The sequence below is a fragment of the Salinarimonas rosea DSM 21201 genome, assembly GCF_000429045.1.
GTDB lineage: Bacteria > Pseudomonadota > Alphaproteobacteria > Rhizobiales > Beijerinckiaceae > Salinarimonas > Salinarimonas rosea.
Genome location: NZ_AUBC01000007.1, coordinates 152,327 through 175,908, shown reverse-complemented (window position 1 = coordinate 175,908; position 23,582 = coordinate 152,327). Strand labels below are relative to the sequence as shown.

Genomic DNA, 23,582 nt, shown 5'->3' with positions numbered 1-23,582 from the left:
AAAAAAATTTTGCTGAGGTCAAAGAGGTTTTCGGAGCTGCCTGATGAACCTGCCGGCGGAACGCCTCGACCAGACGCCGTCGCGCGCTGCGCCGCGGTGCGGAGTGCGCATTCGCGAGCTGCGCCGCAAGGCGGGGCTGACGCTCCAGGCGCTGTCGGACCAGGCGGGCATCTCGGTGGGTTTTCTCAGCCAGGTGGAGCGGGACAAGGCGACGCCGTCGCTCGGCACGCTCGCAGCGCTGGGCGACGCCCTCGGGGTCGACATCGACTACTTCGTCGCCGCCCCCAAGCCGCTCGACGCCGTCAGCCGCGCGGGCGAGCGCCCGCTCTTCGCCATCGCCAGCAGCTCGCTCGCCTACGAGCGCCTGACCACGACATTGCCCGGAGGCGCGCTCTCGGCGCTGATCGTGCACCTCCCCGTCGGCTATACGTCCGAGGTGGTGCGGCATACCGGCGAGGAATTCGTCCTCGTGCTCGAGGGGCGCATTCGGCAGACGCTGGGAGACGTCACCCTCGAGCTCGAGGCGGGAGACAGCCTCCACTACATGGGTGAGACCCCGCACGCTTTCGCCAACGTCGGAGACGAGCCTGCCCGTCTGCTCTGGACGGGCACCTCGCCCCGGCTGCTCGGCAAAAACCCGGATCTGCCGCAGCGCGAGCCGCGCGCCGCGACCGATCCCAACGACCGGAGTGGATCATGAGACGTCTCGGTGCTGCCCTCGCCGTCAGCCTCTTCGCCCTGATGCCGGCGCTAGGCCCCGCCTCCGCCGACACCCCCGCCGACGCCCTCGTCGTCGCCCAGAACATCGACGACATCGTCAGCATCGACCCGGCCCAGGCCTACGAGTTCTCTTCCGGCGAGTACGTCACGAACACGTACGATCGCCTCGTCCAGTACGATGCGGTCGACACGGAAACGCTGGCGCCGGGTCTCGCGACGTCGTGGGAGGTCGATGCGGACGCGAAGACGATCACGTTCACCCTGCGCGACGGCGTGACCTTCCATTCCGGCAATCCGCTGCGCGGCGAAGACGTCGTCGGCTCGTTCGAGCGTGTCGTGGTGCTGAACAAGGCGCCCGCCTTCATCCTGACGCAGCTCGGCTGGACGCCGGAGAACATTCGCGAGATGGTGACCGCGGACGGCAACACGGTCACGGTCCGCTACGCGGGTGATTTCGCTCCGTCCTTCGTCCTCAACGTGCTCGCGGCGCGTCCCGCCTCCGTGGTCGACATGGAGACCGTGATGGCGAACGCGGTCGACGGCGACCTGGGCAACGCGTGGCTCAACCGCAACTCGGCGGGCACGGGTCCCTTCTCCCTGCGCGCCTACCGCCCCGCGGAGATGCTCGCGCTCACCGCGAACGAGGACTACTTCGCGGGCGCGCCGGCGATGAAGCAGGTCGTCATCCGTCACGTGCCCGAAGCGGCGACGCAGCGGCTCCTGCTCGAATCCGGCGACGTCGACATGGCCAAGAACCTCACGCCCGACCAGGTGGCGGGGCTGGCCGACGATTCCGGGATCGACGTGGAGACGTATCCGCAGGCCGCGGTGCACTGGATCTCCTTCAACCAGAAGGTCGACGCACTCACCGACCCCGCGGTCTGGGAAGCGGCGCGTTGGCTCGTCGACTACGAGGGCATGGCCTCGAGCTTCCTCGACGGCCAGATGGAGGTCCATCAGGCCTTCTGGCCGGCCGGCTTCCCGGGAGCCGTCACGGACATCCCCTTCTCCTACGATCCGGAGAAGGCGCGCGCGATTCTCGAGGAGGCCGGCGTCGAGCTGCCGATCCGGGTGACGCTCGACGTCATCAACTCGACCCCGTTCACCGACATGGCGCAGGCGCTGCAGGCGTCCTTCGCCCCGGCCGGCATCGAGTTCGAGATCCTGCCCGGCACCGGCGCCCAGGTGATCACCCGGTACCGGGGACGCGCGCACGAGGCCATGCTCCTGTATTGGGGGCCGGACTTCATGGACCCGCACTCCAACGCCAAGGCCTTCGCCTACAACACGAACAATTCGGACGACGCCTACCAGTCCACGACCACGTGGCGCAACGCCTGGCAACCGTCCGACGCCACCAACGCCAAGACGATGGCTGCGCTCGCGGAGCCCGACGCGGAGCGACGCCTGGAGATGTACCGCGAGCTCCAGCGCGAGATGCAGGAGGTGGCGCCCTTCGTGGTGATGTTCCAGGCGGTCAAGCAGGTCGCCATGGCGGACGACGTGGAAGGCTTCGTGAACGGCGCCACCTCCGACTTCGTCTACTACCGCCTCGTGACCAAGGAATGACCAGCGGACCGAGAGACGGTCGCATTGCGCCCCGGGTTGCTCCCGGGGCGTTTCTCCGGCGCGAGCCGACACCAGGAACCCCGAGATGACCACCTCTCCAGCCGAGACATTCGCCGCTCTGCATCGAGCGGCCGATGCCGCTTGCGGCGCTCGCCTCTTCACCGTCATGATCCTGGACCGCGATGCCGGGCTCGCGCGACGCGCCTACACCTCGCATCCGGACGACTACCCCACCTCCGGTGCCAAGCCGATGCGCTCCGATGCGTGGACGCGGCAGGTGATCGACGAAGGGCGCAGCTTCGTCGCCAACAGGACCGAGGATTTTTCCGCGTTCTTCTCCGACCATCCCCGGATCACGGCTCTGGGATGCGCGGCGGCGCTCAACATCCCCGTGCGTGACGGGGAATCCGTCGTGGGTACCGTGAATATCCTCGACCGGGCAGGGCATTTCACCCCGGAAACCGTGAGCCGGCTCGAGTCCCTCGTCGCCGCGCAGCGCCCGGACCTGATCCGGGCGATGTCCAGCCTGCGCCAGGAGCAATCGGCATGATCGATCGTCTGAACCGCCTCCGGGACCGCATGGCCGCGACGGGCACCGACCTCGTCGCGATCGCTCCCGGTGCCCACATGGGCTGGCTGCTCGGGTTCGCGCCGCACCCCGACGAGCGTCTGTGCCTTCTCCTCGTGGGGCGCGACCAGGCCACGTTCGTGATGCCTGCCCTGAACGCCGCGGATGCGCGGCAGCACACGGACCTGCCCTTCTGCGAATGGGCCGACGCAGACGGACCGATCCAGGCGTTGAACGACGCCTTGACGCGCATCGGCGGCACGCCCGCGCGCGTCGGCCTCGACGAGGCGATGCGCGCGGATTTCGCGCTCACCCTGCTGGACTTCCTTCCGGGTGTCGAGCGGAGCTATGCCGCCGAGACTATCGGGGCCTTGCGGATGAGCAAGACCCCCGACGAGCTGCACCTCCTGGCCGAGAACGCGGCGATCGCCGACCGCGCCCAGGCCGCCGTCGCCGCGGCCCTTCGGCCGGGCATCTCCGAGGCGGAGCTCGCCGACGTCGCCCGGTCGGCGTTCGCCGCCGAGGGCGCGCAGCCGCAATTCGCCATCGTCGCGATCGACGGCAACAGCGCCTTTCCGCATCACCACACGGGCGAGGCGCGCGTCGGCGATCGAGCCGTCGTCCTGATCGACATCGGCGGACGCAAGCAGGGATACTGCTCCGATATCACCCGCATGGCGATCCTCGGCGAGCCGCCGGAAGGGTATCGCGAGGTGCACGCCGTCGTCGATGCCGCGGTCGAGGCGGCCCTGTCGGCCATCCGCCCGGGCGTTCGGGCCCGCGCGGTCGATGCAGCGGCACGGGGCGTGATCGAGGCGGCCGGCTACGGGCCCTACTTCACGCACCGTACGGGCCACGGGCTCGGCACCGAGGTTCACGAGGGCCCCTACGTGACGGCGACGAGCGACACCGTGCTCGAGCCCGGGATGGTGTTCACGATCGAGCCCGGCATCTACCTTCCGGGTCGCTTCGGGGTTCGCCTCGAGGAGGTCGCGGTCGTGACGTCGGACGGCGCGCGCATCCTCTCGTCCCGCTCGAGAGCGCCCGCGACGGCGGGGCGCTGAGGTCGGTGCGTCCGGGCGCGTCAGCCCGGCATTTCGGACAGCACGCCGTCCAGCGCCTCGAGCAGACGACCGGCGTGCTCCTCGTCGAAGACGAGCGGCGGGCGGATCTTGAGCACGGACCCGTCGCGCCCGGCCGCGCCGACGAGCACGCGCCGCCGACGGAGCGCATCGACGATGTGTGCCGCCCTCTCCGGCGCCCTGCCGCCGGCGTCCGCGGTCACGTCGACGCCGACGAAGAGGCCCGCGGCGCGAATCTCGCCCAAGCCTCCACGGCGGGCGGCGATCTCTTCCAGGCCGGCCCGGAGAACTCTCCCCGTCGCCTCGACGCGGCCGAGCAGCCGCTCCTCGGCGATGATGTCGAGCACGGCGAGCCCGGCCGCGCACGACACGGGGTTCCCACCGAACGTGTTGAAGTAGCGCATCTGCTCGCCGAAGGCGGCGAGGACCTCGGGCTTGGCGACCAGCCCGGCAACGGGATGCCCGTTGCCCATCGGCTTCCCGAGCGTCACGATGTCCGGGACGATCTCATGGCGCTCGAAGCCCCACATGTGCGTGCCGGTGCGCCCGAAGCCCGGCTGCACCTCGTCGGCGATGAACAGCCCTCCGGCCCGGCGGATGGTCTCCACGGCAGGCCGCAGGAAGCCGCGGGGATCGGGTATCACACCGTCGCTCGAGAAGATCGTGTCGACGATGAGCCCGGCCGGCCGCACACCCGCTGCCGCGAGGTCCTCGACGGCTACAGCGACATCGCCGGCGAAACGCGCACCGGTGTCGTCGCGGAACGGCGCCGGGACGACGCGCACGTCGCGCGACAATTGCTGCATCCCCAGCGAGGGCGACATGCCGGCGAGCGCGAGCGTCACGCCGTGGTACGCGTTCTCGGTCACGACGAAGCCGGTGCCGCCCGTGAAGACGCGCGCGGCGCGCAGCGCGAGATCGTTGGCCTCGCTGCCCGTGCAGGTGAACATCACGTGGCCCAGCGCGCGCGGGAAATGGCCCAGGAGGCGTTCCGCGTAGTCGAGCACCGTCTCGTGGAGATAGCGGGTGTGCGTGTTCAGGACCGCCGCCTGCCGGGCGATGGCGTCGACCACGCGCGGATGGCTGTGGCCGACGCAGGCGACGTTGTTGTAGGCGTCGAGGTAGCGGTTTCCGTCCGGGTCGTAGAGCCAGACCCCCTCCCCCCTGACCACATGCACCGGCTCCGAGTAGAACAGCCGATAGGCGGGACCGAGCAGTGCTCGGCGGCGCGCGATCAGGCGCCTGTCGCCATCCGGCCCCCCGGTCGCGGTCGTCGGATCGCGTCTGTCGGTCGTGCTCATCGCCGGGCGCCCTCCCTGCAGGCTTCGCCGAGGAACGCCCGGGCCTCGTCTCGCGAGAGGCTCCCCAGGCGCGCGAGGCTGCTCCACGCGGCCTCGCTGTTCCGAAGCACGTACTCGCGGTTCGCCGGCTCGCAGGATGCGCGCCAGCCACCGATGACGATGACGAGCACGAGACGCGTCGCGATCAGGTCGTAGAGCAGGTCGAGCTCGCCGGCTTCGAGCGGCAGGCATTCGTGGAACCCCGCCACCACGTCCGCCGCACCGGCGAGCGGATGCCCCTCGGCGGTCGACTGGTAGGACGCCGCGACGGCCAGTTCCTGGACGAGCGGGCCGTGCACCATGTCTCCGAAGTCGATCAGGCCGGCGATCCGATCGGTGTCGGCCGCGTCGACCAGCACGTTCTGCGGGTTCGCGTCGTTGTGGATGGCCTGCGCGCGGAGCATCGGCAACGCCGCGGCGACGTCCCGGTCGAAGGCGTCGAGGAACCGGTCGACGAGGGGGCGGTCGCGCAGGGCCGGGATCGCGTCGACCATCGCCCGAACCCTGGGCGCCCGCTGCAGGTCCCACAGCATCGTGGGGTCCTCGACCACACCGCCGAAGTCCTTCAGGGCCAGCGCGAGCCGGGCCAGGGTCCTCCCGAGGTTCCTGCGCTGGCGTTGCGAGCGCGGGGCCGATTGCAGCGGGACGCCGTCCAGGAACGTCACCATCCGCACCGGCCGCTCGCCTCTGGCCGACCTCCATGTCGCCGTCGTCCGCCCGTCCAGCGTCTCGACGACCCTGGGGATGGGAAGGCTCGGATCTCGGAGCGCGACATGCCCGAGCGCGGCGCCCTGCGCGAGCGATGCCGGCAGATCCTGATCGCCGCTTCCGATCTTCATGACGAGGCGTCGCCCGCCGGCCTCGCGCAGCAGGAAGTTGGCATCCTTCTCGCCGCTCAGGCGCTTCGCTCGCCCGTCGATGCCGAAGTGGCGTCTCGCCAGGGCCTCGGCCAGGTCGCAATCGACCCGGTCCGCGGGTGTGAATGAGAGGTCGCGCACGTCGCTTGTGGCCATCTCGCCTACCTGTCGGCTCGCGCCGCGGCGACGTGGAGAAGAAGGTTCAGCCCCGGCTCCAGGTCGCCCGGCTCGGCGAGCTCCTCGGAATTGTGCGTCACGCCGTCCCGGCAGGGCGTGAAGATCATCGCCGTGGGGCACACACGGGAGAGGAAGTAGGCGTCGTGACCCGCCTGGCTGGGGATGTCGCGCCACGAGTAGCCGAGCCGGCGCGCCGTCAGCCGGCCGAGCTCGGCGAGCTCGTCGGAGAAGATGCGGCCGCCCCAGCTCCAGCTGTCGACGATCGTCGCGTCGCACCCCGATCGCGCCGCCGCTTCGCCGATTGCGCGCCTGGTCCGCTCGGCCATCACGCCCGCCGTCACCGCGCATTCGTGGCGGACATCGCAGACGACCTCGGCCCATTCCGAAAGGGTGCCGGCCTTGTTCGGCCACGCGGAGACGCGCGCTGCCGTGGCCTTTCCGCCGGTGCCCGCATGATCCCATCCGATCTCGTCGACGGCGACCATCAGGCGCGCGGCTGCGACCAGCGCGTTGCGCCTGCGCTCCATGGGCCACGGCCCGGTGTGGGCCGTCTCGCCCGTGAACGCGACCTGGAAACCGTGCGAGGCGTACGCGTGCGAGACGATGCCCAGCGCAGTCCCCTCGGCCGACAGGATCGGCCCCTGCTCGATGTGGAGCTCCAGGTAGGCGTCCGGCGTGCCTCCCACCGGCGCGTCCCCGCAATACCCGATCCGCGCGAGCTCGTCGCCGAAGCGCGCTCCGTCCTCGGCACGGCGATCGTGAACCCAGTCGACGGTGTAGGCGCCCGCATAGCAGCCGGAGGCCGTCATGGGCGGGGAGAAGCGGGCCCCCTCCTCGTTGGTCCAGCTGACGATCTCGATCGGTCGCTTGGTCGTGTGGCCCAGGTCCGCGAGCCGCCGCACGACCTCCAGGGCGCCGAGGACTCCGACCACCCCGTCGAAGCGGCCGCCGTTCGCCTGCGTGTCGAGATGGCTCCCGAGCAGAACGGGAGCCGACGTGGGCTCGCGCCCCTCCCGCCGCGCGAAGATGTTGCCCACCCGGTCGACTCGCACCTCGAGCGCGGCCTCCCGGCACCACGCGACGAACACGTCCCGCATCTCGCGATCGGCATCCGTGAGAGCCAAGCGGCTCAAGCCTCCGGGGCGGCCCGCTCCGATCGAAGACGAGCGGTCCAGGGTGGAGCAGAAGCGCTGCATGTCGACCCGGGCGCCCGGGTCGAGAGGCGCGCTGTCGGATCCCGAAATCGTCATGCCTGCTCCTCGTCCAGCAGCCCCGTCGCGAGGATCGCGTCCCCGCCGGCCATGATGTCCCGGCAGATGGCGCTCCGCGCTGCCTCCGGGTCCTTTCGCCGGATGGCGTCGAGAACGATGTAGTGGTGGTCGATCATGACCCGGCCGCCGACGTCGTATCCGGCCGCGATCACGGGTCCGCTCTTCAGCCAGAGAAGCCTGAGAATGTCGCGCAGGATGGGCAAGACGGCGATCTCCGCCAGAGCGAAGTGGAAGACCTGGTTGAGAGCGACCGCCTGACCGATGTCACGGTCGGCAATGGCGCGCTCGTTCGCGGCGATGATCGCGGCGAGGCGCGCGAGGTCGTCGCTCGTCGCCGCCCGTGCGGCGTCCTCCGCCGCGAGGCCCTCGAGCTGGAGGCGGATGCGACGGATCTCCCGATACTGGTCGGAGCCGACGTAGGGCACGCGAATGTCGCGCGCGCTGCGCATCGTCAGCGCACCTTCCTGGACGAGCCGCATGATGGCATCGCGCACGGGAGTGACGCTGGTACCCACCTGCTGCGCGATCTCGCGGATGCGAAGCCGTTCTCCCGGCTCGAGCGCGCCCTTCATGAGCGCGTCTGCGACGCGCTGGTAGACCAGCTCGCCCAAGCGCGCCGCATCGACCGGCTCGAAGAGATCGGCGGCGGTCGGCGCTCCGTCTCGTCTTCCATTCATCTGCATCAGCCCTTCAGCCCGCGCGCAGCCCGTCGACGAACTCACCGAGGCAGGCTCCGATGACGCATACGCGATATCCGCCTTCCTGAACCACGACGGTCGGCATGCGTACGTCGGCGATGCGGCGGCCGATCTCTCCGTAGGCCGCGGTCTTCACGCCGAGCATGGAAAGCGGGTCGTCACGGTGCATGTCGAAGCCCAGCGAAACAACCAGGGCGCGTGCACCGAAGCGCGCGACGGCTTCCAGAGCCCGGTCCAACGCTCCCAGCACGGTGACGTCGCCGGCGCGGGGCTTCAGAGGGAGGTTGAGATTGAAGCCGAGGCCGTCGCCGGCACCGCGCTCGTCCGCGTAGCCGGTGAAGAACGGGTAGTAGGCCTCCGGGTCGACGTGCAGCGAGACGGTCATCACGTCCGAGCGTCGATAGAAGATCTCCTGCGTGCCGTCGCCGTGATGCGCATCGACGTCGAGGACGGCGACCCGATCGAAGCGGCTCCTCAAGCGCTGGGCGGCGATGGCGGCGTTGTTCAGGTAGCAGAAGCCGGAGGCGCGGTCCGCGCGGGCGTGGTGACCCGACGGGCGGCAGAGTGCATAGGCACACTTGTCGCCCGCGATCACGGCGTCCGCAGCCGCCCAGGCGCTGTGGCTCGAGGCGAGCGCGGACTGCCAGGTGTCGGGGCCGATCGGGACGGCTAGATCGCCCAGGTAGTAGCAGGCCTCGGCAACCACGGACGGGGACCGGCAGCCCGGACGCGCGTCTCGCTCCGGAGATCCGTTCCAGTAGGGAGCGGCGTTCGGAAGCACTTCCGGCCCCGCGCCCGGAATGCAGGCCCACCGCTCGTATGCGCTCTCCAGGAACCCGAGGTATCGCGCGTCGTGCACGGACGCCGCCGGCTCGAGGCCCGCCTCCGCCGGCACCTCGGGGTCCACCCCTCGGGTCCGCAACGCGCCGACGAGGGCTGCGGTCCGCGTGGGCAGGTCGTTGGGGCCGCAGATCCGGCCGACCCGCATGAATTGCTTGGGATCGTGCAGCTGCTGGTCAGGATGAAAGAACGCACGCATGGCGTCGGTGTCTCCACGGGTTTCGCGTCGGAGCGGTCTTGTCGGTCACGCGACCGCGGCGCGCGGATCCCAGTGCAGTCCGGGGATCGCGTCGACCAGCCGACGGGTGTAGGCGTGCTCGGGGGCGTCGAAGACCTGCGCGGGCGTGCCGCTCTCGACGATCCTGCCGTTCTGCATGACGGCGATCCGGTCGCAGATCTGGGCGGCAACCCGCAGATCGTGCGTGATGAAGATGATCCCGATGTCGAGGCGCACCTGCAGCTCCTTCAGCAGCTCGAGGACCTGAGCCTGCACCGAGACGTCGAGCGCGGAGACGCTCTCGTCCGCGACGAGGAGGGAGGGGTCGAGCGCCAGTGCGCGGGCGATGCCGATGCGCTGGCGCTGGCCGCCCGAGAACTCCCCGGGGTACCGGTCGATCGCCGAGGCATCCAGCCCGACCAGCTCCAGGAGCTCTCGCGCGCGTGCGACGGCTGCCGTCGCCGACACGCCGTTGGCGCGCGGCCCGTCGCTGAGGATGCGGCCGACGGTCTGTCGCGGGTTGAGCGAGGCGAACGGGTCCTGGAAGACCATCTGGAGATGACGCCGCAGCGGGCGAAACTGCCTCGGGCTCAGCGGGACGATGTCGCGCCCCTGGAACCGGATCTCGCCGGCGTCGGCCGAAAGCAGCTTGAGGATGCAGCGGCCCAGCGTCGATTTTCCCGACCCGGATTCGCCCACGACGCCGAGCGTCTCGCCGCGACGGAGCGTGAAGCTGACGTCGTCGAGCGCGCGGACGACGCGCGGCCGCGTGAAGAGGCCGCCGCCGGGCCTGTAGGTCTTCGACAGGTTGCGGACCTCCAGCAGGCTCGGTCCGGACGGAGGCGCCTTCGTCGCCGCGTCCTCGCGGTGAGGAACCGCGGCGATCAGCCGGCGTGTATAGGGATGACGGGGGCGATCGAGCACGTCCGCGGCGCGGCCTTGCTCCACCACGCGGCCCTTCTCCATGACCGCGACCCGATCGGCGATGTCCGCCACGACGCCGAAGTCGTGGGTGATGAACAGCACTCCCATCCCCTTCGCGCGCTGGATGCGGCGGATCAGCTCGAGGATCTGCGCCTGCGTGGTCACGTCGAGAGCCGTCGTCGGCTCGTCGGCGACGAGGATCGCCGGCTCCAGCGCGAGCGCCATGGCGATCATCACCCGCTGGCGCTGCCCGCCGGACAGGCGGAAAGGGTACGCGTCCCGCAGCAGGGCGGGATCGGGCAGCCCGACGAAGTCGAGCAGCTCCGCGACCCGGCGCTCACGCGTCGCCCTGTCCCCTTCGCCGTGCACCTCCAGAACCTCGGCGATCTGGTCGCCGATCCGCATCAACGGGTTGAGAGCGGACAGGGGCTCCTGGAAGATCATCGCGATCGACCGCCCGCGCTCGCGAGACAGCTCCGCTTCGGACAGCGTGAGCAGGTCGCGCCCGCGAAACAGGATGCGGCCGCGCGTCGGGGTCAGGTGCTCGGGGAGCAGCCCCATGATGGCGTTCGCCGTCATGGACTTGCCGGAGCCCGACTCCCCGACGAGGCACAGGATCTCCCCGTTCGCGAGGGTGTAGGAGGCGTCCTCGACCGCATACGTGCGCTCGGATCCGCCGGGGAGCGGGATGTGCAGGCCCTCCACCTGCAGCAGCGGCGCGTCTGTCGGCATGTGCGGTTCCCTCATGCTCGCCGGCCGCGCAGGTGCGGGTTCATCGCGTCGTTCAGCCCCTCGCCGACGAGGTTGATCGCGAGCACCGTCAGGAGGATCGCCAGCCCGGGAAACACGCTCATCCACCAGGCGTCGCGCAGCATCGTGCGAGCCGCCCCGATCATGAATCCCCAGCTCATCATGTTCCGGTCCCCGAGACCGAGGAAGGAGAGGGAGCTCTCCGTCAGGATGGCGGTGGCGACCATCAGCGATCCGGCGACGATGATCGGCGACATGGCGTTCGGCAGGATCTGCGAGAACATGATCCGCGGACCGCTCTGCCCGATCACCACGGCGGCCTGCACGAACTCGCGCGACCTCAAGGTGAGGAACTCGCCGCGGACGAGGCGCGCGACCGGTGGCCAGGAGACGACGGCGATGGCGAGGATGATCGAGGCGATGCTCGGCGTGAAGATCGCGACGAGGAGGATCGCCATCGCGAAGGCCGGGATGGTCTGGAAGAACTCGGTGAAGCGCATCAGCAGGTCGTCCAGCCGCCCTCCGAGGAAGCCGGCGACGGCACCCAGCCCGACCCCGATCAGGACCGCCACGCTCGTCGAGACGAGCCCGATGAGCAGCGAGACCCGCGCGCCGTGGGCGATGCCCGCGGCGATATCGCGCCCGAGCATGTCGGTCCCGAGCGGGAAGCGCAGGTTCTCGAACGGCGGGAGCAGGGGACGACCGACGCTCCTCCACGGGTCCTCCGGGTAGAGGAGCGGGGCAGCCGCAGCGATCGCAACGACCGTGCCGAGGATGACGAGGCCGATCACGGCCCCCTTGTTTCGGGCGAAAAGCCGGAGAAAGGACATGTCGCTATGCCGCCGTTTCGATTCGCGGATCGACGATCCTGTAGAGGAGATCGGCCGCGAGATTGACGAGGACGACCATGATCGCCGTGACGAGGAAGACGCCGAGCAGCACCGGGTAGTCGCGCTGGAACAGGGCATCGAACATCAGCCGTCCGATGCCCGGCCACGCGAATACCGTCTCCGTCAGCACCGCTCCGCCGACGAGCTGGCCGGCCTGGACGCTCGCGAGCGTGAATACCGGCAGGATCGCGTTCCGGAGCACGTGCCTGCGGATGATCCGTCCCTGCTGGACGCCCTTCGCCCGGGCGGTCTTGACGAAGTCGAGGCTCATCACCTCCAGCATCGAGGCGCGCGTGATGCGGGCGTAGGTCGCCGTGAAGAAGAGCCCCAGCGTGACGGTCGGCAGGACGAGGTGATGTGCGATGTCGAGCGCACGTCGCCAGCCCGTGTAGCCGGCGCCGATGGTCTCCATGTCGAAGGGCGGCAGCCACGGCAGGTAGATCGAGAAGACCAGCACGGCCATCAGGGCGATCCAGAAGAGAGGGGTCGCGTAGAAGACCAGTGCACCGGTCATGATGACCGTGTCGGCGGCAGTCCCGCGACGGCTGGCCGCGAGAATCCCGAGCAGCACGCCGAGCACCAGGGAGAACACGAAGGCGCTGCCGGTCAGGAGCAGGGTGGCGGGAAGCCGGTCGGCGATCAGCTCGAGCACGGGCACCTGGTTCCGGTAGGAATACCCGAGGTCCCCGGACAGGACGTTGCCGAGGTAGCTCAGCAGCTGCACGTGGAGCGGGCGATCGAGCCCGAACTGTTCGCGCAGCTGCGCCAGGTAGAGCTCGTCCCCGGCTCCGGCCTCGCCCGCGAGGACCGCGGCGGGATCGCCCGGTGCGAGCTGGATGAGCAGGAAGTTGAGGACGACGACGCCGATCACGACGAGCACCGCCTTTCCCAGCCGCGACGCCAGGAACTCGAGTGTTCTCACCCGTACCTCCAGCCGAATCTCGAGTGAGGAGGGAAGGGCCGGCCGGATCGCCGGCCGGCCGGCGGAGCGCCTGCGTCGGCGCTCGAGGACGCCTCAGCGGTCGAGCCAGACCTCGTCCATCGCCTCGTTGACGCCGATCCCGGTTCGAACCAGGTTCCGAACGTCGTCGCGCATGATCGTCACGTTGCGCATCTCGAAGAGCCACCCGAGCGCCACCTCGTCGGTGAGGATCGTCTGCGCCTCGGCATAGGCGTCCGCCGCCTCCTGGAGATCGACGGCCCCGGCCGCCTCCAGGAAGAGCTCGTCCACCCTCGGATTGTCGTAGCCCTGGTTGTTGCCGAAGGGCGTCCCCTTGATGATGTTCGACGACAGGTAATGGCGCGCGACGCCGAGCGCGGGATCGCCGTACTGGTAGGTGAAGTTGAAGGTGACGTCGAAATCCCATTCCGAGAGCGCCTGGGACCAGCCGCCGGGATCGACGCCTCGGATGTCGACGACCAGCCCGATGTCCTCGAGCTGCTGCTTCACGTACTCGGCCAGGCGATCCCATTGGGATCCGTAGGGCAGCGGCATGAGCCGGACCGGATGGGCCTGGGCGTCGAGGCCCGCTTCCTCGACGAGGCGCTTGGCCTCGTCGAGATCGTAGGGATAGGCGACGGTGTCTTCGCTGTGGAAGCGGGTCGTCGAGGCGATCGGGCTCGTCGCCGGCTCGCCGAGGCCGAAGAAGACGTTCTCGACGATGAAGTCGCGATCGAGCGCGTGCATCACCGCCTTGCGGATGCGCACGTCGTCGAACGGAGGCTCCCGGAGGTTCATCTGCAGGAAGACGACGGGCGAGTACATCTCCCAGCCCTCGGTCGTCGTCTGCGCATCCGGCAGGCCGGACAGCCGTCGCACCTCGAATCCCTCGACGTCGCCGCCCCGCAGCACGTCCACGCTCCCGCGCTCGAACGCGACGGCGCGGGAGGCCGAATCGGGAATGATCCGGAAGTAGAGCTCGTCGAGAAGCGGCAGCCCCTCCTTCCAGTAGTCCTCGTTGCGCACGAGGTGGATATACGAGCCGCGACGCCATTCCTGCAGCTTGAACGGGCCGGTCCCGATCGGGGTCTGGTTGGCCGGATTGGTCCGATAGTCCGTGCCCTCGTAGATGTGGCGCGGCACGACCGGGAACGAGCTCAGCTCGAACGCATAGATGAACGCGGAAAACGGTTTGCTCAGCCGGAAGACGACGGTCTGCTCGTCCGGAGCCTCGATCGAGTCGACGTAGGTCGTCGCGATATGCCGCCAGCGGGGATGGGCCTCACGAAGGAACGCGTCGGCCGTGAACACCACGTCGGCCGAGGTGAAGGGCTCTCCGTCGTGCCAGCGAACGTCGTCCTCCAGCGTGAACGTGTAGGTGAGACCGTCGTCGGACACGGTCCAGGCCTTCGCCAGGGAGGGCAGCACCTCGAGGTTCTGCCCGTAGGTGAGCAGGCTCTGGTAGATCTGGCCGCCGACATACAGCGTGGGGCCCTGCGTGTTCAGCCCGACCATCAGCATGGGCGGTTCGGGCTGGGCGATCATGTTGAGCACCCCGCCGGCCCGCGGCTCCTCCGCGGACCCCTGTGCGGCGGCCGGCACCAGGCCGAGCGCGAGGATCGCGGTTGCGGCGAGCAACCTTTTGGTGGTATCCCTCATGGCTTCCTTCCCGTCGTTGCCGTGTCCGCCTTGTTGGCGGCCGTATTTGTTGTTTGATGCATCATACGCTGAGAGCGTAGGCCGATGCGGCGCCCTCCGTCAAGACCATCTCGGCGGAGGCGTCAGATCCGTGCCTCGATGAGGAACGGGCCCCTGCCTCCGACGGCGGTGCTCAGGAGATCGGCGAACCGCTCCGTCGTGTCGGCACGTGCGGCCTCGACGCCCATGCCGTTCGCGAGCGACACCCAATCCAGCGCGGGGTCGTCGATGTTCAGCATGCGCGTGGCATTCCGCCCGAACTGCTCGACGCCGACATTCGTCATCTCGCCATGGAGGATGCCGTAGGTGCGGTTCGCGAAGACGATCGTCACGACGTCGAGGCGTTCGCGCGCCTGCGTCCACAAGCCCTGGACCGTGTACATCCCGCTGCCGTCGGCCTGCAGCGAGATCACCTTGCGGTCCGGGCATGCGATGGCCGCGCCGGTGGCGAGCGGGATGCCGATGCCGATGGCTCCACCCGTGATCCGAAGGTAGTCGTGAGGCGCCGATGTGCGGGACTGCTCGAAGAACCGGGCGCCGGCCGAGATCGTCTCGTCTGCGACGATCGCGGCATCGGGCAGCGCTCGTGCGGTCATCCAGGTGACGGCATCGGCCGTCAGGCGTCCCCGAGGCATCGCCGTGTCGGCCCCCTGCGTCCTCGCGACCCCTGCAGGGCGGCGGGTCGAGACCCCGAGCTCCTCGGCGAGCGCGTCGAGAGCGCCGTCGAGATCGGCGCCGTGGCGGGCGAGCTCGATGATCTCGCAGCCCGGGGGAAGAAGAACGCCCGGCTTGCCGGGATAGGCGAAGAACGCCACGGGGACCTTCGCGCCCACCACGATCACGGCATCGATGTCCGCCAGCGCCGCGACCGCGGCGTCGACCGCGTAGGGTACCGGGTCGATCTCGACCCGTCCGGCTCCGCGCTCGACCCGGCCGTTGGACGTCTGCATCAGCAGGCGCGCGCCCATGGCGTCCCCGATCCGCCCGGCCGTCGCCAGCGGCCCGGCCCTCAGGGCCGATCCGGTGAGGAGAAGGGCGACACGGGCTTCGGACCGCAGGCGTGCGGCCGCCTCCCGCACCCGATGCGGCTCGACCGGACGCAAGGGGGGCAGGACCACCGGGGCGGGCGCGGCCGCAGGCGCCAGCTCGCCCCAGGCCGCATCGGCCGACAGGACGAGCGTCGAGACCCCGGGCAGGCGCATGGACGCCGCATAGGCCTCTTCCGTCAGGCGCTGCACGTCGCCGGCCGCCCCGGCGCGCCCGAGCCAGTCCGACATCGGCCGGGCGAGGCTGTCGATGTCGCTCGTGAGCGGCGCATCGTGATGGAGGAAGTAGGTCGCATGATCGCCGACGACGTTGACCATCGGGGTCCGCGCGCGCCTGGCGTTGTGGAGGTTGGCCAGCCCGTTGGCGAGCCCGGGTCCCAGGTGCAGCAGCGTTGCCGCGGGCCGGTCGGTCATCCGTGCGTAGCCGTCCGCGGCGCCGGTGACGACCCCCTCGAAGAGCCCCAGCACGCAGCGCATCTGCGGGCGCTCGTCCAGCGCCGCGACGAAATGCATCTCCGACGTTCCCGGGTTGGCGAAGCAGACGTCCACCCCGTTGGCCAGGAGCGTGTCGCAGAGCCTGTCTGCACCGTTCATCGATCGTGTCCTCCTCGACGCATGCGATCGCATCTAGCCGGCCGGACGGAAGCCGAAGATGGACTTCGTCTCGAGATAGTCTTCCAGGCCGAAGCGGCCCCATTCGCGGCCGTTGCCCGACTGCTTGTAGCCGCCGAAGGGAGCCGGCAGCTCGGCCGGGGCGCCGTCGAGGTGGACCATTCCGGACCGCAGGCGTCGTGCGACCCGTCGCGCCCGGTCGAGGTCGCCGGAGCTGACGTAGCTCGCGAGGCCGTAGATCGTGTCGTTGGCGATCGCGATCGCCTCTTCCTCGTCGCCGTACGGGATCATCGCCAGCACAGGACCGAAGATCTCCTCGCGGGCGATCGTCATGTCGTTGTGGACGTCCGCGAAGATGGTCGGTCGGACGTAGTATCCCCGGTTCAGCCCGTCCGGCTGGCCGGGCCCCCCCGCCACCAGGCGTGCGCCTTCCGCGATGCCGATCTCGATCAGGGACTGGATCCTGTCGAACTGGCGCCGGCTGACGACCGGCCCGATCGTGGTCGCAGGAGAGCGCGGATCGCCGACACGCGTTTCCTCCGCGACCCGGCGGGCGATCGCGATGGCCTCCTCCTGGCGATCGCGCGGGACCAGCATCCGGGTGGGCGCGTTGCACGACTGACCGCTGTTCGAGAAGCACTGGCGCGCTCCATGCGAAACGGCGCGCGCCAGATCGGCGTCGGGCAGGAGGATGTTCGCCGACTTCCCGCCGAGTTCCTGCGCCACGCGCTTGACCGTCGGTGCGGCGGTCAGGGCGACCGCGATCCCGCCGCGGGTGGATCCGGTGAACGAGACCATGTCCACGTCGCGGTGGCCGGCCAGAGCCTGCCCGACGGTCTCGCCGTCGCCGTGGATCATGTTGTAGACGCCCGCCGGAACACCCGCCTCGTGCAGCACCTCGCTGAAGACGATCGCCGAGATCGGCGCGATCTCGCTGGGCTTCAGCACCATCGTGCAGCCTGCAGCGAGAGCGGGCCCGACCTTGCAGGCGATCTGGTTCATGGGCCAGTTCCAGGGCGTGATCAGGGCGCACACGCCGATCGGCTCGCGCGCGACCAGCGTATCGCCGATGGCCTCATCGAAACGGTAGGCACGCAGCGCCTCCAGAGCTTGCCCGAGGTGCCCGAGGCCCGCAGCGGCCTGAGCCTCCCGGGAAAACGAAAGGGGCGCTCCCATCTCGCGCGTGATCGCCTCGACGATGTCGTCGTAACGGCGTTCGTAGGTCGCGACGACGCTCTCCAGAAGGTCTTCGCGCTCCCGGCGGCTGCTGCGCATCTGCCCGGCGAAGGCATGCTTCGCCGCGGCGACGGCCGCGTCGACATCGATCGAGTCGCCCATGGCGATGCGGGCGAACGATTCCTCGCTGGCCGGATCGACGACCTCGAGCATGGTCCGTCCGTGGGCCGGCGTCCAGGCACCGTTCACGTAGAAGTTGGGAAAGTCCCGCATCGCTGCCTCCGAGCTCGCGCTTGGCTCCATGGTTCCGCGGACGGTATACTTTCGGCAAAGCGCAACCGCGTCGACGGTGGATCCAGGGAGGGCAGGCCGAACACCTATGGGGATTCGGGCGCGGGAGCCGTTCGGAAGTTCGTGCTGCGTTCCTCTTGCGGACCGATGCGGCCATGGTCGCTCGCCGCGTCCAGGCGGGACCGGGACCTCTATCCTCCGCCTCGTCCCGTGAGCGAGCGTGGTCGCGCCGTCGGCGACGCCCGGAATGCGCCGCGCGGCGCGGGAGGCTCCGTCGGGCGCTCCGCCGGTCGCAGGGGCATATGTCGCAGGTCGGGTATGCGGGCACGGCGATCCTGCACGCTTGACAATGTAGATTTTATACAATCATTGTCGGCTCATCCGCCGACACCGAGAAAGGCTCGCAGATCATGGCGAAGACGGTAAGCTGGCAGGGCGTGTTCCCCGCCGTGACCACCCAGTTCCACGAGGATCTCTCGCTCGACCGGGACGGCACGCACCGCGTCGTCGACGCGCTCGTGAACGACGGCGTCTCGGGGCTGATCATCGGCGGGACCGTGGGCGAGAACTGCTCCCTCACCTTCGCCGAGAAGCGCGAGATCATGGAGATCGCCAAGGACGCGGCGCGCGGTCGCGTTCCGGTCGTCGCCGGCGTCGCCGAGTTCACGACGCCGTTCGCGGTCGAGGTCGCCCGTGAAGCGCAGCGCATCGGCGTCGACGGCATCATGGTCATGCCGGCGCTCGTGTACTCGTCGAAGCCGCACGAGACTGCGGCGCATTTCCGCGGCGTGGCGACCGCCGTCGACCTGCCGGTGATGGTCTACAACAACCCGCCGATCTACAAGAACGACGTCACGCCGGAAATCCTGGCATCGCTCGCGGATTGCGAGACCATCGTCTGCTTCAAGGAATCGTCCGGCGACACGCGCCGCTTCGTCGACGTGCGCAACCTCGTCGGCGACCGCTTCACGCTCTTCGCGGGGCTCGACGACACGGTGCTCGAGAGCGTCATGCTCGGCGCGGCGGGCTGGGTCTCGGGCATGTCGAATGCTTTCCCACGCGAGGGAGAGACGCTGTTCCGCCTCGCGCGCGACGGCCGTTACGAGGAGGCCATGCCGATCTACGAGTGGTTCATGCCGCTCCTTCACCTCGACGCGCGGCCGGATCTCGTCCAGTGCATCAAGCTCTGCGAGCATCTCGTGGGCCGCGGCACTCATCGTACGCGGCCGCCGCGCCTGGCGCTGTCGGACGCCGAGCGCGCCGAGGTCGAGAGCATGATGAAGAAGGCCCTGGCCAACCGTCCGACCCTGCCGGACGTCGGTCTCGGCGCAGCGGCCTGACCGGAGGAAGGCGATGGCGCGGCACACCTTCTACTGCATCGACGGGCATACCTGCGGCAATCCCGTGCGGGTCGTCGCCGGCGGCAGCGTGCCGCGCCTCGAGGGCGCCACGATGTTCGAACGCCGCCGGCACTTCCTGGCGGAGTTCGACTTCATCCGCACCGGGCTGATGTTCGAGCCGCGCGGGCACGACATGATGTCGGGCGCGATCCTCTACCCGCCGACGCGGGCGGATTGCGACGTCGGCATCCTCTTCATCGAGACCTCCGGCTGCCTGCCGATGTGCGGCCACGGCACGATCGGCACCGTGACGACCATCGTCGAGCACGGGCTCGTGACGCCCCGCGAGCCCGGTGTGCTGCGGCTCGACACGCCCGCCGGCCTGGTCGAGGCCCGCTACACGATGGACGGGCCCTTCGTCGCCTCGGTGCGGCTGACGAACATCCCGTCGTTCCTGCTCGGGCGTGACTACGAGGTGGAGGTCGAGGGATTCGGGACGATCCGCGTCGATGTCGCCTACGGCGGCAACTTCTACGCCATCGTCGAGCCGCAGCCCGGCTACGGCGACCTCTCCGATCTCCAGCCCTCCGACATCCTTCGGCTGAGCCCGCGCCTGCGCACGGCCTTCAACGCCCGCCATGCCATCGCCCATCCCGAGAACCCGGCGATCGACCGGCTCACCCACGTGCTCTGGACCGGGGCGGCGCGCACGCCGGAAGGCAGCGCGCGCAATGCCGTCTTCTACGGCGACAAGGCGATCGACCGCTCGCCCTGCGGCACCGGTACCTCGGCGCGCATGGCGCAACTCGCCGCGACGGGGCGGCTCGCCGAGGGCGAGGACTTCGTCCACGAGAGCATCATCGGCTCGACCTTCGTGGGCCGGATCGAGGGGCGCACCCGCGTCGGCGATCTCGAGGCGATCGTGCCCTCGATCGAGGGCTGGGCGCGGGTGACGGGGCAGAACGCGATCACGCTCGACGACCGCGACCCGTTCGTCGCGGGCTTCTCCGTCGCCGACGCGCAGCCGGAATAGCGGTTCGGCCGTGCCGCGTCGGCGGCGGCCTCTTCGAGTCTACTGCAGGAAAACCGATGAACGCCCCCGACGACAGGATCAGGCTCTCCCTCGACGAGGTCCTGGCGCTTTGCCACGAGGTGCTGCGCGCGGCGGGCCTCTCCCCGGAGCAGACCGAGAGCGTGGCCCGTGTCGTCTGGGCCGCGCAGCGCGACGAGTGCCAGTCGCACGGCGTCTGGCGCCTGCTCGGCTGCGTGCGAACGATCCGGTCCGGCAAGCTCGACGCCGACGCGAGGCCGGAGGTCTTCGACCATTCCCCCGCCATCGTCCGGGTCGATGCGAAGAGGGCCTTCTCCAACCTCGCCTTCGATCGGGGCCTCCCGCTGCTCGTGAGCAAGGCCAGGAGCGTCGGCATCGCGGCGATGGCCATCAACAACTGCTTCCACTTCGCCGCGCTCTGGCCGGAGGTCGAGGCCCTCGCGGAACAGGGGCTCGCCGCGATCGCGATGTCCCCGAGCCATTCCTGGGTCGCGCCCGCGGGTGGTGCGAAGCCGGTCTTCGGCACCAACCCCTTCGCCTTCGCCTGGCCGCGGCCCTCCGGCGAACCGTTCGTGTTCGATTTCGCGACGAGCGTCGTCGCGCGTGGGGAGATCCAGCTCGCGGAACGCAACGGGCAGCCGATCCCGGAGGGGTGGGCGCTCGACCACGCTGGCCACCCGACCACCGATCCGTCGGCGGCTCTGGAGGGAGCGATGCTCACGTTCGGCGGACACAAGGGATCCGCGCTGTCGGCGATGATCGAGCTGATGGCGGGTCCTCTCGTCGGCGACCTGATGAGCAGCGAGTCGATGGCCTTCGACGGCGGTGCAGGTGCCGCGCCGTTCCACGGCGAGCTCGTCGTCGCCTTCGATCCGCGGACCTTCCTGGGAGGCTCGGTGGACGACCACCTGGCGCGTACGGAGGCGCTCTTCGAGCGCATCGTCGACTCGGGCGCGCGCCTGCCGTCGCAACGGCGCTTCGAGGCGCGCGCCCGCAGCGAGCGGGAGGGCGTCCTCGTCCCGCGCAGCCTGTACGCCGAGCTCGACGCCCTGCGCGCGGGAGAGATCGGCAGGTGACCTGCGCACTGGCGTACGAGCCGGATCGTCGCTACCTTCCGAACTGCGTTTCCGGTGCGGCGATGGCTCCGGCACCGGGTGAGGAAGGTCTATGGACGTGAAGGAACGCGGGTCGCAGCTGGTCGCCCGGCGCAAGGTGCTCGGTCACCGCACGATCGCCTTGAGCGCCGCCGAGGAACTGCGGCGGCGGATCCTCGAAGGCGAGTTCCCGGGCGGCTTCCAGCTCAGGCAGGACGCCCTGGCGAGCGAGTTCGGCGTGAGCCGCATCCCGATCCGCGAGGCTCTGGTCCAGCTCGAAAGCGAGGGTCTCGTCAAGATCCATCCGCATCGCGGTGCGGTCGTCTCCGAGCTGTCGGTCTCGGAGGTCGAGGAGCTCTTCGACCTGCGCGCACTGCTCGAGCCGAGGCTGCTCAAGCTCTCCGCACCGCGGCTGACCCAGGCCGACTTCGCCGACCTCGACGCCATCCTCTCGGAATACAGCGCGGAGATGCGGGCCGAGAACCCGAGCCGCTGGGGAGCGCTGAACACCGAGCTCCACATGCTCCTCTACAAGCACGCCGACCAGCCTCGAACGGCGGTCATCGTGGCGACGCTCCTGCAGAACACCGATCGCTACACAAGGATCCAGCTGGCGTTCACGGACGGCCGCGTGCGCGCGGAGGAGGAGCACGCCGTTCTCGTCGATCTCTGCAGGCAGCGGGACATACGGGGAGCTTGTGCGCTCCTGAAGGAGCACATTCAGAACGTGCGACGCACGCTCGTCTCGTTCCTCTCCGATACGCGCTCCGCGCGGACGGAGGGCGGCGGGGGCGCCGGGCGCGCGTAGCGCAGAGCCGTCCGGTGGGCCGCAACGCTGTTGCGGCCCACGCGTGCTCATTCGCTCGCGCTCATTCGCTCGCGACGGTCCCGGGGACCGGCGGCGCGACGTCGTCGAAGGAGTAGGCGGTCTTCACCGTGGTATAGAACTCCACGGCATAGCGTCCCTGCTCGCGTGGTCCGTAGCTGGAGCCCTTCCGTCCGCCGAACGGCACGTGATAGTCCACGCCCGCAGTCGGAAGATTGACCATCACCATTCCCGCTTCGACGTTCCGCTTGTAGTGTGACGCATACTTCAGGCTGCTCGTGCAGATCCCGGCGGAGAGGCCGAACTCCGTTTCGTTGGCGATCGAGAGCGCCTCCTCGTAGTCCGCGGCCACGGTGACCGTCGCGACCGGCCCGAAGATCTCCTCCCGCGCGATCCGCATGCGGTTGTCGACGTCGGCGAACAAGGCGGGCGACAGGAAGAAGCCGGGCGTCCCGCGCTCGAGGCGCTCTCCACCGAGGACGAGCCGGGCTCCCTCGTCGCGACCGAGGGCGACATAGGAGAGATCCTGCTCGAGCTGACGGCCATCGACCACGGGCCCGATCTGCGTCGCCGGGTCGAGGGCGTCGCCGACCACCAGCGTCCGCATGCGCTCGGCCATCGCGTCGACGAAGCGATCGTGGACGCCCTTCGTGACGATCAGGCGCGACGAGGCGGTGCAGCGCTGTCCCGTCGAGTAGAAGGCGCCGTTGATCGCGCACTCGACGGCGACGGACAGGTCGGCGTCGTCGAGGACGACGAGCGGGTTCTTCCCGCCCATCTCGATCTGCGCCTTCTTCATCGGGTCTGCCGCGACGCACGCCGCGGCGACCCGCCGGCCGGTGGCGACGGAGCCGGTGAACGAGACCGCATCGACCCCGTTCGAGCGCAGGATGGCCTCGCCGACGACGCGCCCGGGGCCCATGACCAGATTGAAGACCCCGGCCGGAAGCCCGGCGCGGGACAGGACGTCGGCGATCATCCAGGCGGTGCCGGGAACCAGCTCCGCGGGCTTGAACACGACGCAATTGCCGTACGCCAGGGCCGGCGCGATCTTCCAGGCGGGGATCGCCGCGGGGAAGTTCCACGGCGCGATCAGGCCGACGACGCCGATCGGCTCGCGCGTGACCTCGACGCCGACGCCGGGCCTGACCGACGGGATCAGCTCGCCGGCGGACCGCAGGCACTCTCCGGCGAAGAACCCGAAGATCTGGCCGGCGCGCGCCGTCTCGGCGATGCCCTCGGCGAGCGTCTTGCCCTCCTCGCGGGAGAGCATGCGGCCGATCTCCTCCTTCCGGGCCAGGATCTCGTCGCCGACGCGCCTCAGCACGTCGTGCCGCTGCTGCGGCGTGGTCCGCGACCAGCGAGGGAAGGCGTCGCGTGCCGCCGCGACGGCGCTCGCGACATCGGCCTCGGTCGAGACCGCGAACGACCCGATCACGTCCTCGGTGTTGGACGGGTTGATGTTCGGGGCGCTGTCGGCACCGTCGCGCCACTCGCCGCCGATGTAGTTCTTGCCGGTGATCTGCATGCATCCTCCGTGAGAGCAGGCGCGCGCCGATGGCGCGAGGTCCGGATTGTATACGATCGATCGGCGGATCCGTGAAC

Annotated in this window: 21 protein-coding genes; 9 read left to right on the top strand and 12 right to left on the bottom strand. The window is 69.7% G+C overall.

The window, feature by feature from the left end; all coding sequences use genetic code 11:
• Window positions 1-43 precede the first annotated feature (43 nt).
• The 4 genes from G407_RS26280 (at window position 44) to G407_RS0107350 (ending at window position 3,921) form a co-directional block, all read left to right on the top strand.
• A complete protein-coding gene (locus G407_RS26280) occupies window positions 44-700 on the top strand; it encodes a helix-turn-helix domain-containing protein (protein ID WP_052341061.1) in 657 nt (218 codons plus the stop codon).
• Window positions 697-2,289 carry an ABC transporter substrate-binding protein gene (locus G407_RS0107360; protein ID WP_029030301.1) on the top strand — a complete coding sequence of 531 codons (1,593 nt, stop codon included), beginning with the start codon at window positions 697-699 and terminating at the stop codon, window positions 2,287-2,289. Before G407_RS26280 ends, G407_RS0107360 begins: the two co-directional genes overlap by 4 nt.
• 85 nt (window positions 2,290-2,374) lie before the next feature.
• A complete protein-coding gene (locus G407_RS0107355) occupies window positions 2,375-2,839 on the top strand; it encodes a GAF domain-containing protein (protein WP_029030300.1) in 465 nt (154 codons plus the stop codon).
• Complete coding sequence (locus G407_RS0107350; protein WP_043539162.1) at window positions 2,836-3,921, top strand: M24 family metallopeptidase; 1,086 nt, start codon at window positions 2,836-2,838, stop codon at window positions 3,919-3,921. Before G407_RS0107355 ends, G407_RS0107350 begins: the two co-directional genes overlap by 4 nt.
• A gap of 20 nt (window positions 3,922-3,941) precedes the next feature.
• Here G407_RS0107350 and G407_RS0107345 read toward each other — a convergent pair whose 3' ends face one another.
• Window positions 3,942-5,240 (bottom strand): aspartate aminotransferase family protein, encoded by a 1,299-nt coding sequence (locus tag G407_RS0107345; RefSeq protein ID WP_029030298.1) that lies wholly within the window; start codon window positions 5,238-5,240, stop codon window positions 3,942-3,944.
• Complete coding sequence (locus G407_RS0107340) at window positions 5,237-6,118, bottom strand: phosphotransferase (protein ID WP_342418132.1); 882 nt, start codon at window positions 6,116-6,118, stop codon at window positions 5,237-5,239. Before G407_RS0107340 ends, G407_RS0107345 begins: the two co-directional genes overlap by 4 nt.
• Here G407_RS0107340 and G407_RS32465 point away from each other — a divergent pair.
• Window positions 6,053-6,265: a hypothetical protein gene (locus G407_RS32465; protein WP_245259050.1), complete on the top strand. Its 213-nt coding sequence runs from the start codon at window positions 6,053-6,055 to the stop codon at window positions 6,263-6,265. The genes G407_RS0107340 and G407_RS32465 overlap by 66 nt on opposite strands.
• A 32-nt stretch (window positions 6,266-6,297) precedes the next feature.
• Here the strand turns inward: G407_RS32465 and G407_RS0107335 are convergent, their stop codons facing one another.
• The 9 genes from G407_RS0107335 to G407_RS0107295 all read right to left on the bottom strand — a co-directional run bounded on the left by G407_RS0107335 (window position 6,298) and on the right by G407_RS0107295 (window position 17,648).
• Window positions 6,298-7,509: a Zn-dependent hydrolase gene (locus G407_RS0107335; RefSeq protein ID WP_029030296.1), complete on the bottom strand. Its 1,212-nt coding sequence runs from the start codon at window positions 7,507-7,509 to the stop codon at window positions 6,298-6,300.
• Between the two features lie 50 nt (window positions 7,510-7,559).
• The gene (locus G407_RS0107330; RefSeq protein WP_156917495.1) at window positions 7,560-8,261 is read right to left on the bottom strand and encodes a GntR family transcriptional regulator; all 702 of its coding nucleotides are present in this window, start codon (window positions 8,259-8,261) and stop codon (window positions 7,560-7,562) included.
• Between the two features lie 13 nt (window positions 8,262-8,274).
• Complete coding sequence (locus tag G407_RS0107325; protein WP_245259043.1) at window positions 8,275-9,270, bottom strand: histone deacetylase family protein; 996 nt, start codon at window positions 9,268-9,270, stop codon at window positions 8,275-8,277.
• A 96-nt stretch (window positions 9,271-9,366) separates the two neighbouring features.
• Window positions 9,367-10,995: an ABC transporter ATP-binding protein gene (locus tag G407_RS0107320; protein ID WP_210163088.1), complete on the bottom strand. Its 1,629-nt coding sequence runs from the start codon at window positions 10,993-10,995 to the stop codon at window positions 9,367-9,369.
• 11 nt (window positions 10,996-11,006) lie between these two features.
• Window positions 11,007-11,843: an ABC transporter permease gene (locus tag G407_RS0107315; RefSeq protein WP_029030292.1), complete on the bottom strand. Its 837-nt coding sequence runs from the start codon at window positions 11,841-11,843 to the stop codon at window positions 11,007-11,009.
• Window positions 11,844-11,847: 4 nt separating this feature from the next.
• The gene (locus G407_RS0107310; protein WP_029030291.1) at window positions 11,848-12,825 is read right to left on the bottom strand and encodes an ABC transporter permease; all 978 of its coding nucleotides are present in this window, start codon (window positions 12,823-12,825) and stop codon (window positions 11,848-11,850) included.
• Window positions 12,826-12,918: 93 nt separating this feature from the next.
• Window positions 12,919-14,502, bottom strand: a complete 1,584-nt coding sequence (locus G407_RS0107305) for an ABC transporter substrate-binding protein (RefSeq protein WP_029030290.1) — start codon at window positions 14,500-14,502, stop codon at window positions 12,919-12,921.
• Between the two features lie 122 nt (window positions 14,503-14,624).
• Window positions 14,625-16,181, bottom strand: a complete 1,557-nt coding sequence (locus G407_RS0107300; RefSeq protein ID WP_029030289.1) for an acetolactate synthase large subunit — start codon at window positions 16,179-16,181, stop codon at window positions 14,625-14,627.
• A gap of 33 nt (window positions 16,182-16,214) precedes the next feature.
• A complete protein-coding gene (locus G407_RS0107295) occupies window positions 16,215-17,648 on the bottom strand; it encodes an aldehyde dehydrogenase family protein (protein WP_029030288.1) in 1,434 nt (477 codons plus the stop codon).
• Between the two features lie 428 nt (window positions 17,649-18,076).
• Between G407_RS0107295 and G407_RS0107290 the strand changes: the two genes are divergently transcribed.
• The 4 genes from G407_RS0107290 to G407_RS26275 all read left to right on the top strand — a co-directional run bounded on the left by G407_RS0107290 (window position 18,077) and on the right by G407_RS26275 (window position 21,959).
• Window positions 18,077-19,006: a dihydrodipicolinate synthase family protein gene (locus tag G407_RS0107290; protein WP_029030287.1), complete on the top strand. Its 930-nt coding sequence runs from the start codon at window positions 18,077-18,079 to the stop codon at window positions 19,004-19,006.
• A 13-nt stretch (window positions 19,007-19,019) separates the two neighbouring features.
• Window positions 19,020-20,039, top strand: coding sequence for a 4-hydroxyproline epimerase (locus tag G407_RS0107285; RefSeq protein ID WP_029030286.1), 1,020 nt, complete (start codon window positions 19,020-19,022; stop codon window positions 20,037-20,039).
• 56 nt (window positions 20,040-20,095) lie between these two features.
• The gene (locus G407_RS0107280) at window positions 20,096-21,133 is read left to right on the top strand and encodes an Ldh family oxidoreductase (protein WP_029030285.1); all 1,038 of its coding nucleotides are present in this window, start codon (window positions 20,096-20,098) and stop codon (window positions 21,131-21,133) included.
• Between the two features lie 91 nt (window positions 21,134-21,224).
• On the top strand, window positions 21,225-21,959 hold the full coding sequence (locus G407_RS26275; RefSeq protein WP_052341060.1) for a GntR family transcriptional regulator: 735 nt from the start codon (window positions 21,225-21,227) through the stop codon (window positions 21,957-21,959).
• Between the two features lie 61 nt (window positions 21,960-22,020).
• Here the strand turns inward: G407_RS26275 and G407_RS26270 are convergent, their stop codons facing one another.
• Window positions 22,021-23,505: an aldehyde dehydrogenase family protein gene (locus tag G407_RS26270; RefSeq protein ID WP_043539160.1), complete on the bottom strand. Its 1,485-nt coding sequence runs from the start codon at window positions 23,503-23,505 to the stop codon at window positions 22,021-22,023.
• Between the last annotated feature and the right edge of the window lie 77 nt (window positions 23,506-23,582).

Bases quoted from the DNA above. Each gene is read 5' to 3' on its own strand.
- G407_RS0107315 (WP_029030292.1), bottom strand. From the start codon at position 11,843: ATGTCCTTTCTCCGGCTTTTCGCCCGAAACAAGGGGGCCGTGATCGGC.
- G407_RS0107350 (WP_043539162.1), top strand. From the start codon at position 2,836: ATGATCGATCGTCTGAACCGCCTCCGGGACCGCATGGCCGCGACGGGC.
- G407_RS0107305 (WP_029030290.1), bottom strand. From the start codon at position 14,502: ATGAGGGATACCACCAAAAGGTTGCTCGCCGCAACCGCGATCCTCGCG.
- G407_RS0107290 (WP_029030287.1), top strand. From the start codon at position 18,077: ATGGCGAAGACGGTAAGCTGGCAGGGCGTGTTCCCCGCCGTGACCACC.
- G407_RS0107320 (WP_210163088.1), bottom strand. From the start codon at position 10,995: ATGCCGACAGACGCGCCGCTGCTGCAGGTGGAGGGCCTGCACATCCCG.
- G407_RS26280 (WP_052341061.1), top strand. From the start codon at position 44: ATGAACCTGCCGGCGGAACGCCTCGACCAGACGCCGTCGCGCGCTGCG.
- G407_RS0107325 (WP_245259043.1), bottom strand. From the start codon at position 9,270: ATGCGGGTCGGCCGGATCTGCGGCCCCAACGACCTGCCCACGCGGACC.
- G407_RS26270 (WP_043539160.1), bottom strand. From the start codon at position 23,505: ATGCAGATCACCGGCAAGAACTACATCGGCGGCGAGTGGCGCGACGGT.
- G407_RS0107355 (WP_029030300.1), top strand. From the start codon at position 2,375: ATGACCACCTCTCCAGCCGAGACATTCGCCGCTCTGCATCGAGCGGCC.
- G407_RS32465 (WP_245259050.1), top strand. From the start codon at position 6,053: ATGCCCGAGCGCGGCGCCCTGCGCGAGCGATGCCGGCAGATCCTGATC.
- G407_RS26275 (WP_052341060.1), top strand. From the start codon at position 21,225: ATGGACGTGAAGGAACGCGGGTCGCAGCTGGTCGCCCGGCGCAAGGTG.
- G407_RS0107360 (WP_029030301.1), top strand. From the start codon at position 697: ATGAGACGTCTCGGTGCTGCCCTCGCCGTCAGCCTCTTCGCCCTGATG.
- G407_RS0107330 (WP_156917495.1), bottom strand. From the start codon at position 8,261: ATGAATGGAAGACGAGACGGAGCGCCGACCGCCGCCGATCTCTTCGAG.
- G407_RS0107340 (WP_342418132.1), bottom strand. From the start codon at position 6,118: ATGAAGATCGGAAGCGGCGATCAGGATCTGCCGGCATCGCTCGCGCAG.
- G407_RS0107295 (WP_029030288.1), bottom strand. From the start codon at position 17,648: ATGCGGGACTTTCCCAACTTCTACGTGAACGGTGCCTGGACGCCGGCC.
- G407_RS0107300 (WP_029030289.1), bottom strand. From the start codon at position 16,181: ATGAACGGTGCAGACAGGCTCTGCGACACGCTCCTGGCCAACGGGGTG.
- G407_RS0107335 (WP_029030296.1), bottom strand. From the start codon at position 7,509: ATGCAGCGCTTCTGCTCCACCCTGGACCGCTCGTCTTCGATCGGAGCG.
- G407_RS0107280 (WP_029030285.1), top strand. From the start codon at position 20,096: ATGAACGCCCCCGACGACAGGATCAGGCTCTCCCTCGACGAGGTCCTG.
- G407_RS0107285 (WP_029030286.1), top strand. From the start codon at position 19,020: ATGGCGCGGCACACCTTCTACTGCATCGACGGGCATACCTGCGGCAAT.
- G407_RS0107345 (WP_029030298.1), bottom strand. From the start codon at position 5,240: ATGAGCACGACCGACAGACGCGATCCGACGACCGCGACCGGGGGGCCG.